General features: G+C 58.8%; 20 protein-coding genes. 5 read left to right on the forward strand and 15 right to left on the reverse strand.

Features of this window, described 5'->3' with window-relative positions:
• Positions 1–101: 101 nt before the first annotated feature.
• The 7 genes from HMPREF2849_RS04965 to gndA form a co-directional block, all read right to left on the reverse strand.
• Positions 102–1,700, reverse strand: a complete 1,599-nt coding sequence (locus HMPREF2849_RS04965; protein ID WP_070862673.1) for a vWA domain-containing protein — start codon at positions 1,698–1,700, stop codon at positions 102–104.
• Positions 1,701–1,797: 97 nt separating this feature from the next.
• Complete coding sequence (locus HMPREF2849_RS04970) at positions 1,798–2,715, reverse strand: hypothetical protein (protein WP_049170479.1); 918 nt, start codon at positions 2,713–2,715, stop codon at positions 1,798–1,800.
• On the reverse strand, positions 2,712–3,926 hold the full coding sequence (locus HMPREF2849_RS04975; protein ID WP_049170482.1) for a hemolysin family protein: 1,215 nt from the start codon (positions 3,924–3,926) through the stop codon (positions 2,712–2,714). Before HMPREF2849_RS04975 ends, HMPREF2849_RS04970 begins: the two co-directional genes overlap by 4 nt.
• The gene (locus HMPREF2849_RS04980) at positions 3,923–5,308 is read right to left on the reverse strand and encodes a hemolysin family protein (protein ID WP_070862674.1); all 1,386 of its coding nucleotides are present in this window, start codon (positions 5,306–5,308) and stop codon (positions 3,923–3,925) included. Before HMPREF2849_RS04980 ends, HMPREF2849_RS04975 begins: the two co-directional genes overlap by 4 nt.
• 3 nt (positions 5,309–5,311) lie before the next feature.
• Positions 5,312–6,541 (reverse strand): DEAD/DEAH box helicase, encoded by a 1,230-nt coding sequence (locus tag HMPREF2849_RS04985; protein WP_246822109.1) that lies wholly within the window; start codon positions 6,539–6,541, stop codon positions 5,312–5,314.
• Between the two features lie 185 nt (positions 6,542–6,726).
• Positions 6,727–8,340, reverse strand: a complete 1,614-nt coding sequence (locus tag HMPREF2849_RS04990; protein ID WP_070437427.1) for a bifunctional hydroxymethylpyrimidine kinase/phosphomethylpyrimidine kinase — start codon at positions 8,338–8,340, stop codon at positions 6,727–6,729.
• A gap of 47 nt (positions 8,341–8,387) precedes the next feature.
• Positions 8,388–9,839 carry an NADP-dependent phosphogluconate dehydrogenase gene (gene gndA, locus HMPREF2849_RS04995; protein WP_016422828.1) on the reverse strand — a complete coding sequence of 484 codons (1,452 nt, stop codon included), beginning with the start codon at positions 9,837–9,839 and terminating at the stop codon, positions 8,388–8,390.
• Between the two features lie 105 nt (positions 9,840–9,944).
• Here gndA and HMPREF2849_RS05000 point away from each other — a divergent pair, with 105 nt between their 5' ends.
• On the forward strand, positions 9,945–10,508 hold the full coding sequence (locus tag HMPREF2849_RS05000; RefSeq protein WP_236659468.1) for a PaaI family thioesterase: 564 nt from the start codon (positions 9,945–9,947) through the stop codon (positions 10,506–10,508).
• A 92-nt stretch (positions 10,509–10,600) separates the two neighbouring features.
• Here HMPREF2849_RS05000 and HMPREF2849_RS05005 read toward each other — a convergent pair whose 3' ends face one another.
• Positions 10,601–12,022: an NAD(P)/FAD-dependent oxidoreductase gene (locus HMPREF2849_RS05005; protein ID WP_016422826.1), complete on the reverse strand. Its 1,422-nt coding sequence runs from the start codon at positions 12,020–12,022 to the stop codon at positions 10,601–10,603.
• A 187-nt stretch (positions 12,023–12,209) separates the two neighbouring features.
• On the opposite strand from HMPREF2849_RS05005, the gene HMPREF2849_RS05010 reads away from it, so the two are divergent.
• Together HMPREF2849_RS05010 and HMPREF2849_RS05015 are read left to right on the forward strand one after the other, a co-directional pair.
• Positions 12,210–13,664, forward strand: a complete 1,455-nt coding sequence (locus HMPREF2849_RS05010; protein WP_070862676.1) for a class I SAM-dependent methyltransferase — start codon at positions 12,210–12,212, stop codon at positions 13,662–13,664.
• A 117-nt stretch (positions 13,665–13,781) separates the two neighbouring features.
• The gene (locus HMPREF2849_RS05015; RefSeq protein WP_070862677.1) at positions 13,782–15,491 is read left to right on the forward strand and encodes an FAD-binding dehydrogenase; all 1,710 of its coding nucleotides are present in this window, start codon (positions 13,782–13,784) and stop codon (positions 15,489–15,491) included.
• A 38-nt stretch (positions 15,492–15,529) separates the two neighbouring features.
• Here HMPREF2849_RS05015 and HMPREF2849_RS05020 read toward each other — a convergent pair whose 3' ends face one another.
• Positions 15,530–15,814: an Lrp/AsnC family transcriptional regulator gene (locus HMPREF2849_RS05020; RefSeq protein WP_005511316.1), complete on the reverse strand. Its 285-nt coding sequence runs from the start codon at positions 15,812–15,814 to the stop codon at positions 15,530–15,532.
• 174 nt (positions 15,815–15,988) lie between these two features.
• On the opposite strand from HMPREF2849_RS05020, the gene tpx reads away from it, so the two are divergent.
• On the forward strand, positions 15,989–16,486 hold the full coding sequence (tpx, locus tag HMPREF2849_RS05025) for a thiol peroxidase (protein WP_016422822.1): 498 nt from the start codon (positions 15,989–15,991) through the stop codon (positions 16,484–16,486).
• Positions 16,487–16,550: 64 nt separating this feature from the next.
• Here tpx and HMPREF2849_RS05030 read toward each other — a convergent pair whose 3' ends face one another.
• The 5 genes from HMPREF2849_RS05030 to HMPREF2849_RS05050 form a co-directional block, all read right to left on the reverse strand.
• A complete protein-coding gene (locus HMPREF2849_RS05030; RefSeq protein WP_070604610.1) occupies positions 16,551–17,588 on the reverse strand; it encodes a hemolysin family protein in 1,038 nt (345 codons plus the stop codon).
• Positions 17,589–17,591: 3 nt separating this feature from the next.
• The gene (locus HMPREF2849_RS05035; protein ID WP_070862678.1) at positions 17,592–19,028 is read right to left on the reverse strand and encodes a hemolysin family protein; all 1,437 of its coding nucleotides are present in this window, start codon (positions 19,026–19,028) and stop codon (positions 17,592–17,594) included.
• 509 nt (positions 19,029–19,537) lie between these two features.
• Positions 19,538–19,756 carry a hypothetical protein gene (locus HMPREF2849_RS05040; protein ID WP_016422819.1) on the reverse strand — a complete coding sequence of 73 codons (219 nt, stop codon included), beginning with the start codon at positions 19,754–19,756 and terminating at the stop codon, positions 19,538–19,540.
• A gap of 190 nt (positions 19,757–19,946) precedes the next feature.
• Positions 19,947–20,657 carry a YceI family protein gene (locus tag HMPREF2849_RS05045; protein WP_070862679.1) on the reverse strand — a complete coding sequence of 237 codons (711 nt, stop codon included), beginning with the start codon at positions 20,655–20,657 and terminating at the stop codon, positions 19,947–19,949.
• A 17-nt stretch (positions 20,658–20,674) separates the two neighbouring features.
• Complete coding sequence (locus tag HMPREF2849_RS05050) at positions 20,675–21,067, reverse strand: hypothetical protein (protein ID WP_241486342.1); 393 nt, start codon at positions 21,065–21,067, stop codon at positions 20,675–20,677.
• An 81-nt stretch (positions 21,068–21,148) separates the two neighbouring features.
• Between HMPREF2849_RS05050 and HMPREF2849_RS05055 the strand changes: the two genes are divergently transcribed.
• On the forward strand, positions 21,149–21,538 hold the full coding sequence (locus HMPREF2849_RS05055) for an RNA polymerase-binding protein RbpA (RefSeq protein WP_070862680.1): 390 nt from the start codon (positions 21,149–21,151) through the stop codon (positions 21,536–21,538).
• Positions 21,539–21,860: 322 nt separating this feature from the next.
• Here HMPREF2849_RS05055 and HMPREF2849_RS05060 read toward each other — a convergent pair whose 3' ends face one another.
• Entirely contained in the window at positions 21,861–22,676 is an 816-nt protein-coding gene (locus HMPREF2849_RS05060; RefSeq protein WP_070862681.1) for a polyprenol monophosphomannose synthase, read from the reverse strand.
• Positions 22,677–22,683 lie beyond the last annotated feature (7 nt).

Consider the following 22,683-nt stretch of genomic DNA (forward strand, 5'->3'; position numbering starts at 1 on the left):
CGCTCAAATAGCCGAAACAAGCTAAACAAAAACCGCCTTCCACAACTGGTTCCGTTTTTCCTCTCCCGAGGTTGGACCAGATGGAGGCGGTTTTTTGCTACTTACTCCGTACCGATAGCCGCAGCCAGCTGAGAGGCCAGGCCAGCGCCGTAGTCGGCCGCAATGCGCAGAGAGCCAGTAGTCATATTTGCCACTTCCTGCAGCTCGGGGCTGGAGCTGTCCCCGTCGGGAAGCACGATGACCTCAATCGTTACCGGGCGGTCCGGGCTAATGAGTTCCTTGATCCTCTCGACAGACTCGGCGGCATCGGCGCCCGAGGCATCGCGACCAGAGGTGAGCACGACGAGACGGTTCGGCTTGTCAGGGGAGTAGGTGTCGCGGGCGGCCTGGTAGGCATCGATAAGCGCTGGCCAGAACTGTGCCTCACCACCAGCCGGAAGTTCGGCCAGCGACCCCTTTACGGCGTCCGCGCCGTTGTTGGCCTCGTCATCGGGCGCGGGAAGTTCCGCGAGACGGTTCACCTCAGGTGCGAATGTCCACAGGCCGTAGCGGCCACCAGGTGCCGCATCGATAGCGCCGGAAAGTGCCGCAGACAGCGCCCCAACATCGACGCCCTCGGAGGTGTCAGCGAGCAGGAGCGCCGAACCCACCGCAGTTGCGGGCTGTTGCGCGTCCGGCTGCTCCAGTGCTGGCGGCAGCGCAAAAGAATCCGTCTGAATCTGCGAGAGCACTCCAAAGTTCTCCGCTACTTCAGGGCTGAAAGTGCTCTCAGCAGCTTCGCCGTCGGCGCCGTGATCTGCTGCGAAGTTTCGGAAGTCCTCGGCCGCACGAGCCGTGTTCTCGTCGATCTTGCCGCCGGAGCCAAAGGTGACAACTGGCGCGTGCAACTGGGGTGCATCCGCAGGGGAGACCAGCTTCAGCCCCTCGCCGGCCATCTGCAGCATGGGCTGGGTCGCGGCTACGCCGTCGAAGTCAGCGACACTCTGGCTGAGCATGGTCAGCAGAGTATTGGAGGTGTAGACCTCACCCAAGCCCGCGCGTTCGCGAGCGACGTCCGGGCCACCGCCAAGTCGAGCACTAATCACGGCCGACAGTGCCGCGTCGGAGCCACCGGGGGCGGCTACGCGCAATCCTGCAAGCTCTTCCCAGGTGGCGTTGTTCAGCTGGTCAGCACGATTGGTTGTGAAGGCCACGCCGCTGGCAATCGGCGGCAACCACGTCTTGGGGTTGTTGACCTTGACCTTGTCTGAGTTCTTCGCCCGGTCTACGAAAGAGATATCGGCGGGAATCCAGACTCCCGGAGTCATAATTCCAGTACCGGCTTCACCCGCAGCGGGGTCCTCCGGAGCTCCCTCACCAGCTTCAGTGCCACCAGCCTTAGTCAGGGCGTTCACAACCTCCTGCGAGCCCGCCACCGTAATCTGTGGCCGCACACAGAAGTCCCTCACCACGGGATTCGACTCGCCGTAGTCCTGCACAAGCTTCTGTGCCGAGCCCACCGCAGCAGGATCGGCGGTCACCACCAGCGTCAGGTCACCCTTCGTGCACCGTGCACGGTCAGCATCAATCGACGAATCGTTGCTCTTGCGCAGATTAACCCAGGCAAAAACCGCAGCGACCAGAACAATTACGACCAAGACGGCAATAAAAGGCCCCTTAGCCACTCGATAGTTGTTCTCACCCGAGGCGTGTCGTCCCATGTCGTTCTAGCCCTTTCTATGCTGAGTGTGCTCGGCACTGTCGACTCGCAGCAGACCTCGTCGTAAAGCACAAACGCGCACGTAACTCCTGTCAACTTTACTGCGTGGACAATGCGACATCTACCACTTCGAGAAGACGGCCGCGCAGAACATCGGCACGCGCGCTGAGCTCACGCTGGCGGCGGACGTACTCGGCCTTGCCTTCGGGAGTTTCGATGCGAATAGGCGCAAAACCCCAATCCCGCAGATCGTAGGGAGCGGCGCGCATATCCAACTCACGGGCACTGCACGCGAGCTCGAAAGTATCCAGCCACAGGTCGCCGGGGACCGCCTCGCCGAGCTTGGTCGCCCATTTATACAAGTCCATGTTGGCGTGCAGACAACCCATCTGCTCACAGTGCGGCTGCGTCTCGCGCGTCGGTGCAAACTCGTTGAGCGGCACGGCGTCGGGCGTGAAGAAACGGAAGGCATCGAAGTGCGTACATCGAACCGTGTGGGCCTCGACGACCTCGTCCGTGCCTGCCTGACCCAGCCGCAGTGGCTCCGGATGACGATGCTCGGGCTGGCGATACACCATCGCCCATTCATGCAGACCAAAGCAGTCAAAGTGCGCCGGATTCGCGCGCGTCGAACGCAACAGATTGCCGATGTACCCCACCGTCGTACCTCGCTTATCGACGTACGCCGAAACATCCATGCGCGCCGTCCCCGAGGCGGTATCGGTGGGGTCCTTGCGGGCAGGGCTATCGGTAGTGTCGTCCGTGTCGAGGGTAAAGAACTTCAGGTGACTGATGTCCTTGGCTGTCGCACCGGGAAGATCTACGCCGATGCCCGGTGACCAGCGGCGGAGCTGGCCGGGCTTAACGGGGTAGTACTCGAAGATGAAGTCCCAGACCGGGTGGCGCTGGCCGCGACTGCGACGGGACAGGTGGTCGCGGGTCAGGACATCGACGCGGGCGATATGCCTTGCTTTGGCTTCACGCCAATCGAAGGACGAATCGGGCGTAGGCGTCACTGCTGGCGTCCCTGCGTGCTGCCTGGTCGGGTCCGGGGCTGGTTCACGGCCGAGTGCTGCTTTGGCGCACCGCTGCGACGCGGGGAGACCTCGTGGGTCCAGTCGCGCACGACACCGACCTGCTCCTCGATGAGGTCCTCCAGAGCCACGATGCCGATCTGCTCCGCGCCGGAGAAAGCACCGGTCTTCGGAGCGATGCTTGCCGGGGCGTTTGCGCGCAGGTGCGGCTTTGGCATGCGAGCGCGTACAGCCACTGCCATGTGGGCGCTGTAGCGGCGCATGATGCGCAATCCCTCATCCAGCGTGGCATCGATCGGAATCTCGATCATCGGGCGAATCTCGTCATCGGGGATGGCTGTCTCTGGGCCGGAGGCAGGATCCATGACGCGGTCGAGGACATCTTTCACGTGAACATAGCCGCGGTACTCGTTGGGTTCATTGTTGGCCGCAGCGACGGGGAACCGGGAGAAGCCAGTTTCGGTGACCGCCGTCTCTAGATCGCCGACAGTCGGTGCGGTGGGGAGGCGCCGAATCTGCTCGTGCGGAATCAGTACCTCCTCAATGGTGCGCGTGGCCGAAGCCAGTGTGCGACGAAGGCGGACGTGCTCCTCGCTGTCAAGGAGCCCCTCTTGACGAGACTCCGCAATCATCGATGCCAACTCAGTGGAATCAACAGTGGTGTCGAGCTCATCGCGCTGCTCAATGCCGAACAGCTTCAGCGTATGGCGAGCCATCCAGTTAAACAGCAGCAACAGCGGCTTGGTCAGGCGGTAGAAGACCATATGAACCGGAATGAGCAGCATGGCCATCGTTTCCGGTCCTGCCAGCGCGATATTCTTCGGCACCATCTCACCGAGCATGATGTGCAGCACTGACACCAGCATCAATGCGATGGCAAAGCTCAGCGGGTGCAGCAGCGACTCCGGAATACCCATCGCCTGGAAGGGAGCTTCCAGCAGATGTGCCAGCGCCGGCTCAGAGACCTTACCCAGCAGTAGCGAGGCAATGGTGATGCCCAGCTGTGCGGCGGCGAGCATCATCGACAGGTGCTCAGAAGCATTGATAACTGTGCGTGCGCGCTTCTTTCCCTGAGCCAGCAGCGCTTCCAAACGGTCACGGCGCGCAGCAATAAGTGAGAACTCCGCGCCCACGAAAAACGCGTTGACCAACAACAAGAAGAAAGTCAGGAGGATTCCAAACCAGTCACTCATAGGTTGAACATCTCCTTAGCGCGTTCGTTGGTCACAGGAATCAAAATTGCACGGTCCACGCGGCGGTCATCCATCGCCAGAATGCGGGCGTACCAGCGTCCGGCGATACCCGATTCGAACTCGTCCATGAAATCGCGTTCGGTCTCTGGCAGCAGGACGACGTCACCGACCTCCGGGATGCGACCGAGCGCAAACATAATCAATCCACCGAGCGTTTCGAAGCTACCTTCTGGGGCGAAGTATCCGACCTTGGTCGGCAGCTCGTCGGTACGCACAAGGCCAGAGCAGTTCCAGCCTTCGATCGCGCGTTTGACTTCCTGCTCGGACTCCTTGTCGTCGTACTCATCCCAGACCTCGCCAAGAATTTCCTCGACGACATCCTCGATGGTGACAATGCCGGCGATGCCGCCGTACTCGTCCGCGACCAGCGCAATCTGCGAACCGGCCGAACGCACGGCCTCCAGCACGGCATCGCCGTCCAGCGACTGCGGCAGCGTCGGCACAGGCCGTGCAATCTCCCGCATGGTGGTGGTTGAACGCTTCGCCGCAGGCACCGCAAATGCGTCCTTGACGTGGACAACACCGACAGTGGCATCGAGGTCTCCGTCAGTAATGGGGAAGCGGGAATGCCCCGATTCGATAGCGACAGCCAGCAGGTCCAGCGCCGTGTCATCGACATCGAGGGAGGTAATCGTCGACCGCGGCGTCATTAGGTCCTCCGCCGTCGTTTCGCCAAAGCGTAACGACGACTCGAGCACAGCGGCCTTCGACTCATCCAATGCCCCCTGCTCCGCAGAATTGCGCACCAGTGCTTCCAGCTCCTGCGGGGAACGCGCCGAAGCCAACTCATCCGCCGGTTCAATACCGAGCTTGCGCACCAGCCAGTTCGCCGTAGCATTCAGCGAATGGATGAAGTAATGGAACACCCAGTTAAACGCCATCACCGGACGAGCCGTAACTCGCGCTACTGCCAACGGCTCTGTAATGGCGACATTCTTTGGCACCAACTCGCCATAGACCATCGACAACATCGTGGCCACAATGAGCGCAAGAATCAGTGCGGTCGGTCCCGCTGCAGACTCGCTGAGCCCCATCCAATGCAACATCGGCGTGAAGTACTGCGCCAGCACCGGTTCCGCGAGGAAACCAATTGCCAGCGTGGTCAACGTAATGCCCAGCTGTGCACCGGAGAGATGGAAGGATAGTCGATTATGTGCCTTGTGAACGGCCTCAGCAGGCGCATCCGCTGAACGGGCGCGGTCGGCGTCAATCGTAGACCGCTCCAGTCCCGTCAGCGCGAATTCAAACGCCACAAAGAGGCCGGTGCCAGCGGTTAGCGCGATAAAGCCGACAACCGCGACAATATTGAGAACAATATCCACTGATTATCTCTTCTTCTTTTTCCCTCGCTTGGGGCGGTGTACGCGACCGCCAGCACGATTCTTTCCGCTTGCCGACGGACCGCCGCGCCCGCGGTAACCGGCACCACTAGCACCGCCTGTCGATTGGCTCTGATCTTGACGAGCCCGGCGCGGACGTCGTGCGCCCAGTTCCTTGACAAATCGCGGCAGTCCCGGAGCTGCGCGCAGCTCTTCGGCTTCAACGCCGGCCCCTGCCAGCAGTTCGCGGGCCTGATCAACCTGGCGGTCACGCACAATCATCGCTACCGTGCCGGAAGCACCTGCACGAGCCGTGCGACCCGAGCGGTGAATATACGTCGCGGAATCCCTTGGCGGATCCGCGTGCACAACCAAGTCAAGAGCATCGATATCAATGCCACGAGCGGCCACATCCGTGGTGACGAGGACATTGATTTCACCGTCGGCAAAGGCCTTGAGGACTGCGCGACGAGTTGCCTGGCCGCGATCGCCGTGGAGGAAACCTAACTTGATGTCGTAGAACTGTAGAAACTTAGCCAGCTGCACGACACGCGCCTTAGAGTTGGCGAAAATGACGCACTGATCCTTGCGGGAGGCAATCCAGGCGACCACTTCGTCTGCCTCAGCGTTGTCCTCCACCCGAAGTAACAGATGCCGCATATTGCGCATGGTCAACCGGGAGGCAGTGACCTTGTGCTTCGCAACTTCAGTGCTACTTGCGCGACGATCGCGGATAAGCCCCGCGGCGTCGTCGTTAATCGTGGCGGAAAAGACCATGCGCTGTGCCGACTTCGGGCACGCACGGACCAGGCCCAGAACATCGGGCAGAAAGCCCATGTCAGCGAGCATGTCCGCTTCGTCTACGACTACGGCATGAACCTGCTCAAGGCTGAGGAGACCGCGGCGGCGCAAATCGTGTGCGCGCCCCGGAGTGACCACAGCAATATCGACTGGTGCCGCGAGCAGAGTCTGCTGCTTGGCCACGGAATCACCGCCGACCAAGCTCAAGACACGCAGACCTGCAGCGGCACCGATGTCAGCGAGGACATCAGCAATCTGATCTGCGAGTTCGCGCGTCGGCGAAATAATGAGCGCGCGCGGGTAACCGGGAAGCGCTGGAGAGGCGTTATTGAGTAACGCGACCAGCGGAATGCCGAATGCGAGCGTTTTGCCCGAGCCTGTAGGGGCCTGCGCAAGAACGTCCTTGCCAGCGAAAGCATCTGGCAAAGTCGCCACCTGCACGGCAGTAGGCGAAGTTATGTGCTGGGCACGCAGAATACTCACAATCGCTTCCGGCGTGCCCAACTGTCTGAAATCACTGGACTCAGCAGGAGGGGGCATGTTTGTTAGAATACCGCTATCCCCGGACTGCCATGCAATAGGCACGTCCGGTGAGCTTGAAAACTACCGTCCCATGAGATTTACCAACCGCGACCCGGTTGCGCATAGGCCTCGCGCTCAAGAATGGCGGCTCGACGGAAGATGTTGCGGATGGATTTGAGCTCCGCATCGCTGGCCGTGGACATATTCTCTTCAAGGACCTCGAGAGCCTGCTGAACACTGTCAACATACTCGGGGTCGGAATACACCTCCACCCAGTTCGCGATCGCGGAATCCCCATCAACCAGCGATTTTCCTTGCAGAGTCAGCTCGGTTGCAATCCACATTTCGGCGACGATACTGGTTACGGCGACCCGATATGGGTTGAAAGCGCTACAGGAAGAATGCACGTCCAGCAAAAGCTGCGTGATGGTTGTCGGCTCGATGTCCTCGAGCGCCGAAGAAGTCTCTTCCAGCGCGTTATTGCTCAATTCCAACGCACGCACCAGGGCTTCCTGTGCGAGTGACGACCACAGAACCTGTTCCTTAGCGCAGGGTGCTTTGGTTGCCAGATGCGACAGGACTGGGAAAACTTGGTGCAAGTACCAGGCCTCTTGCGCTACGAAGAAGTTGGTTTCGTCCGAGGAAAGGTCGCCGCGGAGCATCGTGGGGACGCTGAACATTCCGCCAATCTCGGCAACGATGTCCTCGATGTCCCGCCACAGCTGGGAAGTAAAGGGGCCCGCCGGCGCAATCTGGAGTGAGTGGCCGAAGAAAGATTCCAGCTCCTTCGGCGTCTGCTCAGTATCAGTGCCTTCGATGGCCGCCGGGTAAAAACTAGAGTTCAGATGCACTGGTTGCATTCGGCGAAGCGCGACCTTTTCCAGGCGACGAGCCCTGTGGCCGTGGTCAATGGGGCCGTGCCCCTGGCCGACGTTGAGGTTATCCGCGAAACGAATGGACTCGCTGAGCCAGCGCGTAGTCCAGCGCAGGGCATCATTAATCGCAGAGCCCCCACCAATCCGTGTGGCAAGAGCTGCGGACAGCGAACAACCCGTGCCATGGGTGTTCTCAGTGTGAATGCGGGGAGAAGAGCTGAAGAAAACCTGGCCATCGGGGAAGGCCACGGCATTGCCGGCTTCCTCATCACTTAAGTGACCAGTCTTTGCAATCACGATGACATCGTTCTTGCTCGCGAACTCCAGCGCCTGCTCAATCAGCTCAGTGAAGTCGCTGGCCTCCGGGGCGTCGGCAAGCAATGCCAGTTCGGGAACATTCGGCGTGATGACGGTGGCTTCCGCGACCAAGTCACGCATTGCGTCCATGGCATCTTCGTCAAGCAGACGGTCGCCAGAGGTGGCGACCATAACCGGATCGAGAACAACCACGGCTGGCTTGGTCTCCCGAACCCAGTTGGTGACGGCCTGCGTGAGTTCGCGTGAACCCAACATGCCAATCTTCACCGCGTCGATGGTGACATCCTCAGTTACAGCAGCCAGCTGCTCGACGAGGAAGTCAACAGGTGGGGTGTGGACGGCACGAACGCCCACGGTGTTCTGAGATACCAAAGCGGTGACCACGCCCATACCATAACCACCGGCGGCGGCGATTGATTTTAAATCGGCATGGAGCCCAGCGCCACCTGTTGGGTCTGTGCCGGCGATGGAAAGAACTCGTGGCACAAAATCAGGCTTTGCCTTCTTGGGAAATGGCATCTCAGACCCCTTTTAACTTCAAGAGCGTGAAGCGACAGACTTCAAGACTACGCTTCAACCTCGGAGCGGTCGCCAGACCAGAGGGTGTGGAAAGCACCCTCGCGGTCAACACGCTGGTAAGTGTGCGCACCGAAGTAGTCACGCTGCCCCTGAACCAGTGCTGCCGGCAGACGCTCCGCACGCAGGCCGTCGTAGTAAGCCAGCGAAGAGGAGAACACCGGAGCCGGGATACCCATCTGTGCTGCAGTGACGACAACGTCGCGCCACGCGTCGAGGCACTCGGTGACCTGGTCACGGAAGTACTCGTCGAGTACCAGCGCCGGCAGCTCCGGATTGCGGTCGTACGCTTCCTTGATGCGGTTCAGGAACTGTGCGCGGATGATGCAGCCACCACGCCAGATGGTCGCCAGCGCACCGCGGTCAATCTCCCAGCCGTACTCCTTGGCACCAGCGTTAATCTCATCAAAGCCCTGCGAGTAGGCAATGATCTTGGAAGCGTAGAGCGCCTTACGGACGCGCTCCACAAAAGCATCGCGATCTTCCGGTGCCTTAGCCAGGCTTCCCGACGGCAGGTTGCGGGCAGCCTCACGCTGAGCAAGGGAAGACGACAGGGCGCGAGCGAACACGGCCTCGCCAATACCAGTTACTGGAATGCCCAAGTCCAAAGCGGCCTTGACCGTCCAACGGCCGGTGCCCTTCTGACCAGCAGCATCAACGATGACATCCACCAGCGGCTTGCCTGTCTTCTCATCGACCTGAGAGAGAACCTCAGCGGTAATCTCGACCAGGTAGGAGTCCAGGTCGCCCTTATTCCACTCGCGGAAGATATCTGCAATCTCGGCAGGGGTGAGGCCAGCGGCCTCACGCAGCAGGTGGTAGGCCTCGCCAATGACCTGCATATCCGCGTACTCGATGCCGTTGTGGACCATCTTTACAAAGTGGCCAGCGCCATCGGAGGAAATGTGAGTACAGCACGGAACGCCATCAACGTGAGCGGAGATGGACTCCAGCAGCGGGCCGAGGGACTCGTAGGACTCCTTCGTTCCACCCGGCATAATGGATGGGCCAGTCAGAGCACCTTCTTCACCACCGGAAATACCAGTGCCAACGTAGTGCAGGCCACGGGCGCGAATAGCCTTCTCGCGACGGATGGTGTCCGTGTAAAGAGAGTTACCGCCATCAATGATGATGTCGCCGGGCTCCATCACGTCGGCAAGCTGATCGATGACCGCATCAGTAGCGGCACCTGCCTGAACCATGATCAGAGCGCGACGCGGGCGCTCCAGCGAAGCGACGAACTCTTCAATGGTCTCGGACGGGATGAATGAGCCTTCATCACCGTGTTCAGCGATGAGGGTGCGAGTTTTCTCCGGGCTGCGGTTGTACACGGCAACGGTGTGTCCCTTGTGGGCGAAGTTGCGTGCGATATTCGAGCCCATGACGGCGAGCCCGACGACACCAATTTGTGCGAGTTCATTGTTATCGGTCATGCCCACCATCTTAAAGCCTGGCCGGGGTTCGTTGTATCTGGGACTCAGAAATTGTTACTGCTTTTAACGTTGAAACTGCCACGAGTGATGGCGTGCGCTGGCACAATGTTTGGCATGACTGACGAGACTATTGCGAATAATGGCAGTTCACAGGACTCTAACTCTGCAGCTTCCGCCGCCGAGCAGGCGAAGAGGAAGGCGCTGCGCGATTATATGACACTGGCGACGAAGGCTAGCCAGGAAGCGCTGAGCGATGAGGAGCTGGCTGTTTTTAACAGCACCTTGGGCGATAACGGAATCGGCGGTCTAGATACCTTGCTGGGCACGAAGTTTGTCCATGTCGGGCCGGAGCGAATTCAGATGGAGCTCGAGGTCGGGCCCGACCACCTGCAACCGTGGGGCCTAGCCAATGGCGGTGTTTATTGCTCGCTAGGTGAGACTGCTGGCTCTATTGCTGGTTTCGTTGCCTGCGGTGCGAAGAAGCCGGTCGTCGGTGTGAACAACAACACCGATTTTTACCGCTCCGCCCGAGCTGGCGAGGTAATCGTTACCACGGCGGAGCCAGAGTACCTGGGGCGCACCATGCAACTGTGGCGTATTGAGCACACCCGCAAGGCAGATGAAAAACTGCTGGCCCGCACCAACCTACGAATTGCGGTACTCGACAAGCCGCTGTAGCAAATCGTTATAGGTGGTAACGGGCCTGGTAGGAAGCTCGCAGGTGGCTTGTCGTGATTAGCTGTTTTCTAATCTGGCCACCTGCAAGTTAACTACTTGTTCCTTTTTGCGCGGTGCTCGCGGCGAGTGTCGCGAACCTCCAGCGGCAGATCCTGCTCAGCCTTGTCCTTGTTGAACTCGGCCAGGCGGTCGATGGCGTTGCGTGCGTACATCTGCTGGCGGGTGGAAACCATCTGCCAACGGTTGCGGTCCAGGACGTTCAGGCCCCAGCTGACGCAGGAGACGAGGCGGTTGCGGAAGCCCACCAGGAACATCAGGTGGACGGCCAGCCACAGAATCCAGCCGATGAAGCCGGTGACCTCAACCTTGCCCATCTTCACCACTGCGGAGAAGCGGGAGACGGTTGCCATGGAGCCCTTATCGAAGTACTCGAACGGCTGACGCTCTGCGACGTCGCGGCCGTCGGCCTCAGCTGCAATGTTGGCGGCGACGTACTCGCCACCCTGAATAGCAACCTGAGCAACACCCGGCAGGTTCTCGCGGTTGGACATGTCGCCCACGACGTAGACGTTCTTGTAGTCGCCAGCTGTCATGTCCTCGTTGACAACGACACGGCCAGCGCGGTCGGTCTCGGCGCCAGTCTGCTCGGCAATCATCTTGCCCAGCGGGGAAGCGGACACGCCGGCGGACCAAATCTTGCAGAACGACGGGATGAACTCCTCGGTTCCATCCTTCATGTTCTTGTAGGTGACTCCCTCTTCATTGACGTCAGTCACCATCGCGCCCAGCTTGACGATGACGCCCATCTTTTCCAGGGACTTCTGAGCCTTGCGGCCCAGACGCTTGCCAAACGGCGGCAGAACCTGCGGTGCGCCGTCGAGCAGGACGACGCGTGCAGCGTGCGGGTTGTAGCTGCGGTAGGACGATGCGAGGGTGCGGTTAGCCAGCTCGGCCAGCTGGCCAGCAAGCTCAACACCGGTCGGACCAGCGCCGACAACGACGAAGGTCAGTAGGCGCTCGCGCTCAGCCGGATCGTTGGTCAGCTCGGCGCGCTCAAACGCGCCGATGATGCGGGCACGGATTTCGAGTGCGTCGTCGATGTTCTTCATGCCCGGAGCAAACTCGGCAAAGTGATCATTGCCGAAGTAGGACTGGCCAGCGCCAGCGGCAACCAGGAGGTGATCGTATTCCCACTTGGAAGTCTGGTGACCCAGTTCCGAAGTCACAACCTGCTTTTCGACGTCGATGTCGGTGACATCGCCCTTGACAACACGAACGTTCTGAACACCGTCGAAGATCGTACGAGTGGACGGAGCGATTTCGCCCGAGGACAGGATGCCCGTTGCTACCTGGTAGAGCAGTGGCTGGAACAGGTGGTGGTTAGTGCGGTCGATGAGAGTGACGTCGACCTCGGCGCCCTGCAACTTCTTCGCCGCGAACAAGCCACCGAAACCCGAACCGATGACGACCACGTGCGGGCGTCCGGAGTGCGGGCGGTACGGAGTCTCGGTCATGTATTTTCTCCTCACAGACTTTAAAGTTCTCGAAGTTTTAGATTCGGCTTTTAGCCGGCAAGCCACAATAGTAATCCTCTCGGTGCGCCACCGCCTATTCTGGGTCCCTGCGCGGTAGGCTTCGAGAGCAAACTCAGTTCGTTATTCGTACCTTTATGCGGCGCGATTGTTAGGAGGTTCGGGCAGGGTGAATTCGGCAAGCCGGCAGGCAATTGACGCAGAGCGATGGCCTCGGGTTGCGCGTATTCCAGAGGGGCGTTTCCTAGCGAAACGTGCCGAAATGATGGAACGCTCTTTTGAGCGGCTCTGCCAGGACAACGGCATTGAACTGGTCGAATCCGGTGAGTTTGTCGGAGAGTCCTTCATTACTCGGTCGACGGGTGACGCCGATTTGGCTATCGACGGAGTCGGTGGTGCCAGCTCTAGCGGCGGCAGTGAATCTCCCACTAGTTCTGAATCGTTTCGTCCAGTCATTTTCAGCGTCATTGATTCTGTTTTCTATTCTCGACTAGCTGATTCAGAATGGCTCGGATTGGGGGAGGCCTATCTCGCGGGCGAATGGTCCAGTGATGATTTGCCAGAGCTTCTCAGCCGACTGCTCAGCGCCGAGCTTGATATTGCTTCGTTGGGGCCGCTGGCACGTGGTCTGATGAAAGTCGCGCGTTCACGTCCGCGTCTCGATGGGCCAGATATGGCGGGAGAGTTGCCGACCTCATTGCTGGAGCTCTATTCCGGCGAATTGCTGATGGGCGGTTCCGGCCTGTTCGCCTCCGGAGTGCGTACCTCGTCGCGGGAACAGATTCAAAACTATGCCCGTGGTGCTGGCAAGGGTGGGGTTCCCTCGCACTGGTCAGTTGACGTGACTTATGTCGATGCCCCGAAATCCGTCGCGCGTGCCGATTTTCTGCATGCTCAAGTGCGCAATATTGAGCACATCCTCGATCTGGCTCGAGTGCGAGCTGGCGACCGTGTGGCCGAATGGCCGTCGGCAGGCGGAGAAATTGCCCTTCGAGCTGCAGAGAGGGGAGCGGGTGCGGAGGTTATTACCGTCTCTGATGACCACACCGAAACGGTGCTGGAACGGGTGGAAAAATCCGGATTGCGCGGCGCGGTTGATGTGATCCAGATGGATCGCAACATTCCGTCGCCACGCGAATTCGAATCCGACTTCGAGGCGGTTATCAACGTCGGGCGTCTGGAGACCTTCGGTCGTGCAGGTGCGCTGCGCTGGCTGAAGAGCGCCGAGCGTCTGCTTGTCGACCGCGGCACCATCGTCGTCCAAATGGTGGTAGCGACGGACAAATTCGATGCGCTCGCCGAGCGCAGCTTGGACCTCGTACGCGCTTACGTGTGGCCGCAGCTGCAGCTTTTCACTGTAGAAGAGCTGCGCAAGATGGTGGACCGGGAAACCGGCCTGCGCATCGCGGCGGAAGAGTACATTCCGGCGCACTTCGCGACGACCTTGCAGCTCCAGCGAGATTTCTTTGCGGCGCATGCGCGCGAAGCCGCTGGTATCGGGTACGACAGAGTGTTCCGGAGGATGTGGAATTACTATCTGTCGCTGTTTGAAGCGCTCGTGCGCGCAGAGAAAGTCACGCTCGTACAGGTCGAGCTCGTGCATGCGCCACGCAGGCCTCACTAGCAGTGGGCAGCTCCGGGCGCGTTGGAAATTCGCCAGATAAATAAAGCCTGTAAAAATAAATCACGTTTTTAGGCAAAACCACCTCAAAGGCGATGTTTAGGGTCTAAAAACGAAACTATGAACGCACAGAGCACCACACGTACTGCAGACATTGTTGTCGTCGGCGCCGGACTTGCCGGATTGGTCGCGACGTATGAGGCCACGCAGGCCGGCAAGAAGGTCATCCTTGTCGACCAGGAGAATGCCAACAACCTCGGCGGACAGGCTTTCTGGTCGCTGGGAGGAATCTTTCTCGTCGACTCGCCAGAGCAGCGCCGCCTCGGAGTCAAGGACAACCGCGAGCTCGCTGAAGCTGACTGGTTCAACTCCGCGCAGTTCGACCGCGAGGAAGACAACTGGGGACGCAAGTGGGCCAAGGCCTACCTGAACTTCGCGGCAGGGGAGAAGCGTGACTACCTCCGCAATCTCGGCGTGAAGTTCCTGCCTGTCGTCGGGTGGGCTGAGCGCGGTGAAGGGCGTGCCGACGGTCACGGCAACTCGGTACCCCGATTCCACCTCACCTGGGGCACAGGCCCCGAAATCGTCCGCGTATTCGCAGAGCCGGTCGCTGAAGCTGCGAAGAAGGGGCTGGTGGAATACTGCCATCGCCACCGCGTTGACGAGGTGATTGTGGAAGATGGCCGCGCCGCCGGCGTGCGTGGCAAGATTCTGGTTCCCTGTGAATCTTTAGAGCGAGGAGTGGCGTCGTCACGCGAGGAAACAGGGGAGGACTTTGAGATCCGCGGGTCGGCCGTGTGCATTGCGACGGGCGGTGTTGGCGGCAACCTGGAAGCCGTGCGTAAGTGCTGGCCGACCGAGCGTCTGGGCGAGATGCCGAAGGACATGGTCTGCGGTGTGCCAGAGCATGTTGACGGCCGTGGCATTGAGATTGCAGAGCAGGCCGGCGCAAACCTCGTCAACCGTGACCGCATGTGGCATTACACCGAGGGCATGAAGAACTGGAATCCCGTGTGGCCGAATCACGGTATCCGTATCATTCCGGGGCCGTCGGCCATGTGGTTTGACGCAGAAGGAAATCGCCTGCCAGCGCCATATATTCCGGGCGCGGATACTGTCGGCACGATGAAGCACATTCTGGCCACCGGACACTCGTACTCCTGGTTTGTGCTGAATAAGAACATCGTGGGCAAGGAGTTTATTTTCTCTGGCTCAGAACAGAATCCGGATCTGACCGACAAGGAGATCAAGAAGCTGATTGGCAAGGTGACCTCTGGTGTTGCCGCACCTATTCAGGCGTTTATGGATAACGGCGAAGACTGGGTGGTTGCCGACGATCTGCCAAAGCTGGTCGAGGGGATGAACGAGATTGTGGAGGCGAGCTCGGGCGGGGAGTCCGGAGCCGCAGCGCCGAAGATTGACCTGGAGAAGCTCGAGGAGCAGATTCGTCAGCGCGATATGCAGACCGGTAATCCCTTCTCCAAGGACTACCAGGTCAATTACGTCAACGTGGCCCGGAACTTCCTCGGGGACAAGATCATCCGCTCCGTGCCGCCATCACCGATTTTGGATCCGAAGAACGGCCCACTGATTGCTATTCGTCTGCGCATGCTGACCCGCAAGACGCTCGGTGGCATCGAGACCACCCTCGACGGCCAGTGCTTGCACCCGGACGGAACACCTTTTGAGGGGCTCTACGCTGCAGGCGAGGCCTCTGGCTTCGGTGGCGGTGGCGTTCACGGCAACAACGCGCTGGAAGGTGCATTCCTGGGCGGCTGTATTTTCAGTGGCCGCCAGGCAGGCCGCGCGATGGCGGAAGTGGTTAAGTAGCTCCCGCATACCGCACGGCTCGGTGGAAGAATCCGCGGCTACTCCAGCCCGATGGAGAATGCACTTTCCAGGTCGTGCTGAGAGTAGGTGCGGAAAGCCAGCTGAGTCTGAGTGCGAATAACACCGTCGACCTTGCTGATGAGATTTGGAATGATTTCCGCCAAATCATCGTGATTAGTTGCGCGCACCACGACGACCAAGTCCCAGTCACCAGTAACGGAGTAGACCTCAGTCACGCCGTCGATCTCGACGATGGTCTCGGCGGCCTCCGGAATCTTGTCAGCTTCGACATCGATGGACACAATTGCGGTAATCAAACTCATGGCTGCCTTTCCTCGGAGTTTAAACGTGGGGCCCGCTGAATAGCGTGGCCCGGACCGCAAGGTACGCAAGATTGCTCAAGATACTGCGGCCCGGAATTTCATTTCTGTCACGATTCTACTGATTTCCAGGAAACAGCCTGGAGGATCCGGACGAAAGGCGGTAAAAAGGGCGCTATGACACAAACCGCATTTCAGTCCAACCCAGTCCAGCTTTCCGGAGACCTGCCCCAGGTGGGCAACAAGGCTCCGGAGTTTACCCTCACCGGTGGTGACCTCGGGGAGGTCACCAATGAGACCTTCGCTGGTAAGAAGGTCGTCTACAACATCTTCCCGTCCGTAGATACTGGTGTTTGTGCAGCTTCGGTGCGTCACTTCAACGAGGACGCTGCTGGGCTGGACAACACCGTCGTAGTTAATGTTTCGCGTGACCTGCCGTTCGCTCTCGGCCGCTTCTGCGCTGCAGAAGGCCTGGACAACGTTGAGGTTGCCTCGGACTTCCGCCACGGCTTCGGCGAAGCCTTCGGTGTTGTCCAGCAGGATGGCCCGCTCGCTGGCCTGCTTGCTCGTGCCGTAGTCGTCACTGACGAAGAGGGCAAGGTCATTTACAACCAGCTGGTCGATGAGATCACCACGGAGCCGGACTACGACTCCGCACTGGCTGCACTGAAGTAATTAGCTAACAAGCTTTCAGCAGCAAGTAACCAGCTGGAATCGACGGGGCTCGTCGGCGCACTCGCTAGGCTGTTGCCTGGCGGACTTCGCCGACGAGCTCTTCTAGTACGTCCTCCAGCGCAACGATTCCGTTGACAGAGTTCTCCGAAGTACTATCTTCCTCCGTCACCAAGGCGAAATGAGCCTGCTCGCGCTGCATCAGCCGCATGACCGTCTGGAGCTTGGCATCCGGGCTGACGCTTGCGAAGGTGCGAATCAGATTCCGCGGGAAGGGTCGGTCGCGGTGACCGTCGTCAAGCGAGAGCAAATCCTTGACATGAAGGTAGCCGATGAAGCTGCCATCGGCATCGGTGATGGGGAAGCGGGAAAAGCGCGTGCGTGCGCTGAGCTCTTCGATGTCGGCGACAGTGGCGTCGGGGCCAATGGTGACGAGGGTGTCGAGTTGCATAGTGACATCCGCGGCGGTGAGATGCTCGAAGCCGAGAGCTTTGTGGAGGAGCGCGAGCTCGTCATTGTCGAGAAGGCCCTGACGCCCGGACTCGGCGACGAAATCCTGCACCTGACTAGCGGTGAAGGAGGAATCGACCTCGTCCTTCGGAGTGGCGCGAAGAATCTTGCGAACCACGATGTTCGCCGTCGTATTCATCGCCCAGATAACCGGATTGAGTACCCGCACAATCACATACAGCGGAATAGCCACGAACTTCGCCGTCGGGCTGGGAGCCGCAATAGCGATGTTCTTCGGCACCATTTCGCCGACAACCATGTGTAAGAAAGTGACAATCAGCAGCGCCAACGCCAGCGCAACCACGTGGGCGGTGCCCGCGGGGAGTCCCAGCGCTGTCATGTAGGGCTCGAAGAAGTGCGCAATCGCAGGCTCGCCGACGGCACCGATGAGCAGGGAACAGGCGGTAATGCCCAGCTGTGTTGCCGCCAGGGAGACCGACACGTTTTCGATACCGCGCAGCGCGTACTTTGCGCTGGTAGAGCCGCTGACGGCATCCGGTTCAATTTGATCGCGGCGAGCCGAGACCATCGCAAATTCAGCGGCGACAAACCAGGCATTGAGGGCCAACAGCAAAATAAGAGTAAGTAGTGGCATGTTCTAGCCCTCCTTTTCGCTGTTGTGCTCGACGTGGTTGTGACTGGTGCCGTCCTGGTCAGCGCCTTCATCCGTGCGCGTGACCTTGTTGCCGGCGAGGTCCACCTGGACACGAATACGGCCAACGCGGTGACGCGCCATGCGCTCGACTCGAAAAGCAACTTCAGCGGTGGTAGGCAAGTTCTCCTCATCGAGGTTTTCGTGGTCGGTGGCTTCGACCGTAATCGTGTCGCCGAAGCGAGGCATGCGATCCAAGCGTTCGGTGATAAATCCACCAATAGTGTCGGATTCTTCGCCCTCCGGCAGGACCAGGTTTAGGATCTCTCCCAACTCATCAGGGCGCATGAGACCGGAAACAATCACCGTATTGGGGCTAATCCGGCTGTAGAGCAACGAACGATCGTCCTGTTCATCGTCAATTTCACCGACGATTTCCTCGACGAGATCCTCCAACGTCACAATGCCGTCCGTGCCGCCGTACTCATCGACAACCACTGCGAACTGGTATGCATCCTCACGCAGTTGACGCATCAGCGAATCAAGTGTGGTCGAGTCATTTACCACGAGTACATCTTTGGCCAGGCTCGCAGCCGACGTCGTCAAGCGTTGTGCGTGTGGCACGCTGAGCAGATCGGTGTAGTGCACCACGCCGCGAATGTCGTCGACGCTGTTGCCGACGACGGGGAAGCGGGCGTGCCCGGAATCTGCGACGACCGTCAGCATCTCTGCGACGCTCTGATCTTCGATAAAGATGATCTGTGTGCGTGGCGTCATCACATCAGCCGCCGTGCGCTCGCCGAACTCGATCGATCGCGCCACCAACTCGGCGGTCTGCGGGTTAATCTTTCCTTCATCGCTAGAGCGCGTGACGACGGCACGGAGTTCCTCCGCCGTCCTGGCACTGGCGACCTCTTCCTCAGGGGAGAAGCCGAGCCGTTTTAGCACCCAATTAGCCGCGCTGTTGAGTAGCCAGACCAGCCAGCCGAATGCGAACATAAAGGCATTTTGTGGCCTGACCACCAGGTTTGCGACTTTAGCGGGCTCGGCGATGGCCCAGTTTTTGGGGACGAGTTCGCCAAAGACCATTTGAGTGAAAGTCGCGATAATGAAAGCGCCCGTAGTGCTGATTGCAGTGACGGTGGCGGGAGAGATGCTAGTGCCACCAAATGCGGCTTCGAGGAGCACGCCGAGGGAAGGCCCGGTAAGGAAACCAGCGACGAGGCTGGTGACCGTAATTCCCAGCTGTGCGCCGGAGAGGTTTGTAGAGGTGCGTGATAGAGCACGGTCTACTAAGTATGCGGACTTTGAGCCGGCGTTTGCGGCCTTCTTGACATCGTTCCTGTTAACCGTGAGGTAGGAAAACTCGACAGCAACGAAAATTGCGTTGGCGAAAACGAGGAATAGAAAGACCGCTAAGACGATGAGTGCGGATACAATCACGCGGCATCACCTGAAGTGTTCGCTGCGTTCGCTGGGGATGCTGCGGCGGTTGCTGCGGTGATTGCGCTTACTGCGGCTACAGAGAGCCCGCCAACGTTGGCGCGAGGCTCTGGGTCGTCGGACGAGCCAGATCTATCTGATGTGTCGGACGCATTGGGTCTGTCTGAGCTGCTGGATGTGTCTGAGAGTTCAGGCATGCGGGAAATCTTACTAAAAATTCCTGAATAGACGTGTAGCGAAAAATAGTTGTTTGCTGAGTGAGTAAAGCGGTCCGGGTTGGCGGTTCATTCTGACTGGCTGGTCGGCTGGTTAGACCTGACGGTAATGGCGCATCGGCGGTAATGGGGAGGACGGGACCCTTAGGCCAAAATGTCATAATGTATATTATCGGACAAATAATGAAAGTGGTTGGCCCTGGGGTTTTCTGAATTTCCAGGACTGTCGCCTTTTTCGCCGCCGCTTTTTCTGCTGCCGTGTTCTATCTTGGCGCTTGATCTATGCCGTCGGGATTATTGCTCATTGTCCTTGGCGTTCGCTGCAAGCTCATCCGCGTTGCGGACGGCAATCTCTTCCCGCAGCCTCTTGTTCTGCCACAGCGTCATGCCAATCAGGAGTATGCCGACAGCCACGAGCCACCACACGCCCTTGTAGGCCACGAATGCAATGAAGATAATCAGTAGTACCATTCGCACCTTTCGTGCGAGCAACATTGCTTCGTAGGTGTTCATATCGTTGTGACTCCCAACTGGTCTACCAAAATTGTTTTTGGCAGGATTTCTGTGGTGTGTGACTAAATGGCTTTATTGCGTCACAGTGACGAATCGAGGTGTATTTTCGCTGGCTATAAGCCTCTTTGGATTAGCGCTACTGCGATTTTCTTTAGATGGCGGTGCCTGCCAGCCGCGAAACCTACCCGTCCTACGCGTCCTGCTTCTCTGCGACAATGCGTAGATTGAGTTCGCCGTTTTCCTCGATGGATGCAGCTACAAACTGTGGCAGGCGCACGTTGTAATCCAGTCGGTTGATTGGCAGAGTGCCCGACAGCAAAACCAGGTTTTCGGTACGAGCGGCCTTCATCGGCACGGTGACATCATTGGTGACACCGCGGATGGTCAGGCGTCCCGGAATCTCGATATTCGCCCACTGGCCGTTATCTGGAATGTTTGAAATATCGAGCGGCTCTGCAAGCTCAAATTTAGCTTCTGGGTACTGCTCAACACTGAAAATATTGTTGCGGACATTGATGTCACGACGTTCAATATCGCTAGTCAGAGTTGCCATATCAACAACAACGGATGCGTCCTCAAGATTGTTGTCAGCAACCTTCAGCTCACCGGTGACATCGTGAGTGGAACCGGACGTCGTCCGCCTGCTGCCCGGCAGTACCTCGTTAAAAGTAAAACCAACGGAGGTGTTCTGTGAGTTATTGCCACCGACAATCTTCCAGGTGCCATTCGCATCAGTCGTTGCTGCAGGCAGCTCCGTGGCCTCGAAATCCCCAGTACGCACCCCTTCATGCGTGAAAACGCGATACAAAACTGGCCCCACAATAACAATTGCGAGCGCAACAACTGCAACGGCTATCAAAGTAATAATTGACTTACGGACACCAGAATTCATAGTGCTCATCCTATCCTTTTAATCCGCTATGGGATAAACCGTTCCACCTCACGCGTTTTCATAATCAATTCCTGCGTAATCTCCTGCAGGACGGCAGTCTCCATGCCGTCGTCAAGCGCGGTGCGCAAGTCTTCGGCGAGACAACGTACTTCGAAGAGCCCGTCCCCTATTCGCTTTACGACGTCATCGTCCGCCGGCCTGCTCGTGGCATCGGTGGCGGTCTTCAACGTGAGATCCGAATTGATTCGCTCGGCAATCGGCCTGGAAGCGCCTTTTGCTACGCCAGTGCGTTTTTCATACGCGCGCTGCCGGCAGGCTTGGCTGCAGAACTTGCGACGGCGACCGCGGATAGCGACCTCCATTTCGCGGCCACACCACTGGCAATTGGCGGTAGTTGTGCTCGGCTTTTGATCTGACACAGAAGTCAATTATGGCATGAATGCTGACTAAGGCGTTATAATGTGTGGTCTAGTATTTCTACCAAAGGGGGCACGTTCCACATGGCAGATCGAGTTCTTCGTGGCAGTCGCATGGGCGCCGTTTCGTATGAGACCGATCGCGATCATGACCTCGCGCCGCGAATGATGGTCCACTACCGCACTGAATCCGGTGAGATCTTCGAGGTCCCATTCGCGGATGACGCGGAAATTCCAGGTGAATGGCTGTGCAAGAATGGCCAAATTGGTGAGCTGGTTGAAGGCGAAGGCACTGAAGCCAAGCCGGTGAAGCCGCCGAGGACTCACTGGGACATGCTCCGTGAGCGCCGCTCCATCGAGGAGCTCGACGTGCTGCTGGATGAGCGTGTTGACTTGCTGCGCAAGCGTCGTCGTAACGCCGCTCGCCTGCTGAAGGCTCAGAAGGAAGCCGAAGAAGCAGAGAAGAACGCTTAAGGTTTGAGCTGGCTTGCGCTAGTGAGCTTTAGGGCGCTGCAGCTGTGAATTACATGCTGCAAAATGGGTCCGGATAAGGTTTTGCTCCTTATTCGGGCCCGTTTTTTGTTGGTGCCTGGCTGCGGCGGGCCGATCCGAGTTACTGACTGCGTTTATGACAAAAATGGCCTGAAAAATGGCTTGAAACTGTCATAAACTAAGACAGTTTCACATTTGCAGCCCCCATTCATACAGGCAGCCCGTATTCACATTTGCAGCCCGCAGTCATACAGGCAGCCCGTCTCCACACGGGCAGGCCGCAATCTTTGGGGCTGCCCTAGCCCTACTTGCGGAATCGCTGCTTAAACTCGTGACCAGCCAGGCGACCAATCTCCGACCCCAGGTTTTTTACCTGCTGAGAGCGGTGCTTGAATCCCCACTTGGTGACCTGCAGCAGAGACTGCTTCACAAAGCTGCCATCCATCTTGGACTCGCCGTACTCGCGCTCAGTAAAGGTGATCGGAACCTCCTCCACCAAGAAGCCAGCCTGTACAGCCTCAAAAGCGAGCTCGGTCTGGAACAGGTACGCAGCCTTGCCAATGTTGTCGAGATCGAGGGTTTCGAGAACTTCCCGTCGATAAGCACGGTAGCCAGCGGTGATATCCGAGATGCCCGCGCCGAGCGCCAGCGAGATGTAGAGGTTGCCGCCGCGGGAGAGAACCTGACGGCTCATTGGCCAGTTGACGGTCTTGCCGCCCGGAATGTAGCGGGAACCGATGACGACATCGGCACCGTCCTCGAGCTTCTCCAGCAGCAGATGGAACTGCTCTGGTGCGTGGGAGCCGTCGGCATCCATCTCGCAGAGAACCTCGTAGTCGCGCTCGAGACCCCAAGCGAAGCCCGCGCGGTACGCACCCCAGAGACCACCCTTGCCCTCGCGGTGCAGGACGTAGATGTGCTCTTCGCCGTTGTTGTCCGACTTGTCAGCGGCAGCGATTTCATCGGCGAGCTCACCGGTGCCGTCTGGTGAAGAGTCATCGACAACCAAAATGTCGACGCGAGGCTCCGCTGCGCGCAGGCGTGCAATCACGCCCGGCAGGTTTTCCCGCTCGTTGAAAGTGGGAATGACAACCAGCGTCGACTCATTTAGGGCAGTCACTCGTGAT

The sequence above is a fragment of the Corynebacterium sp. HMSC073B01 genome, from assembly GCF_001838255.1.
In the GTDB taxonomy this organism is placed as follows: Bacteria; Actinomycetota; Actinomycetes; order Mycobacteriales; family Mycobacteriaceae; genus Corynebacterium; species Corynebacterium jeikeium_D.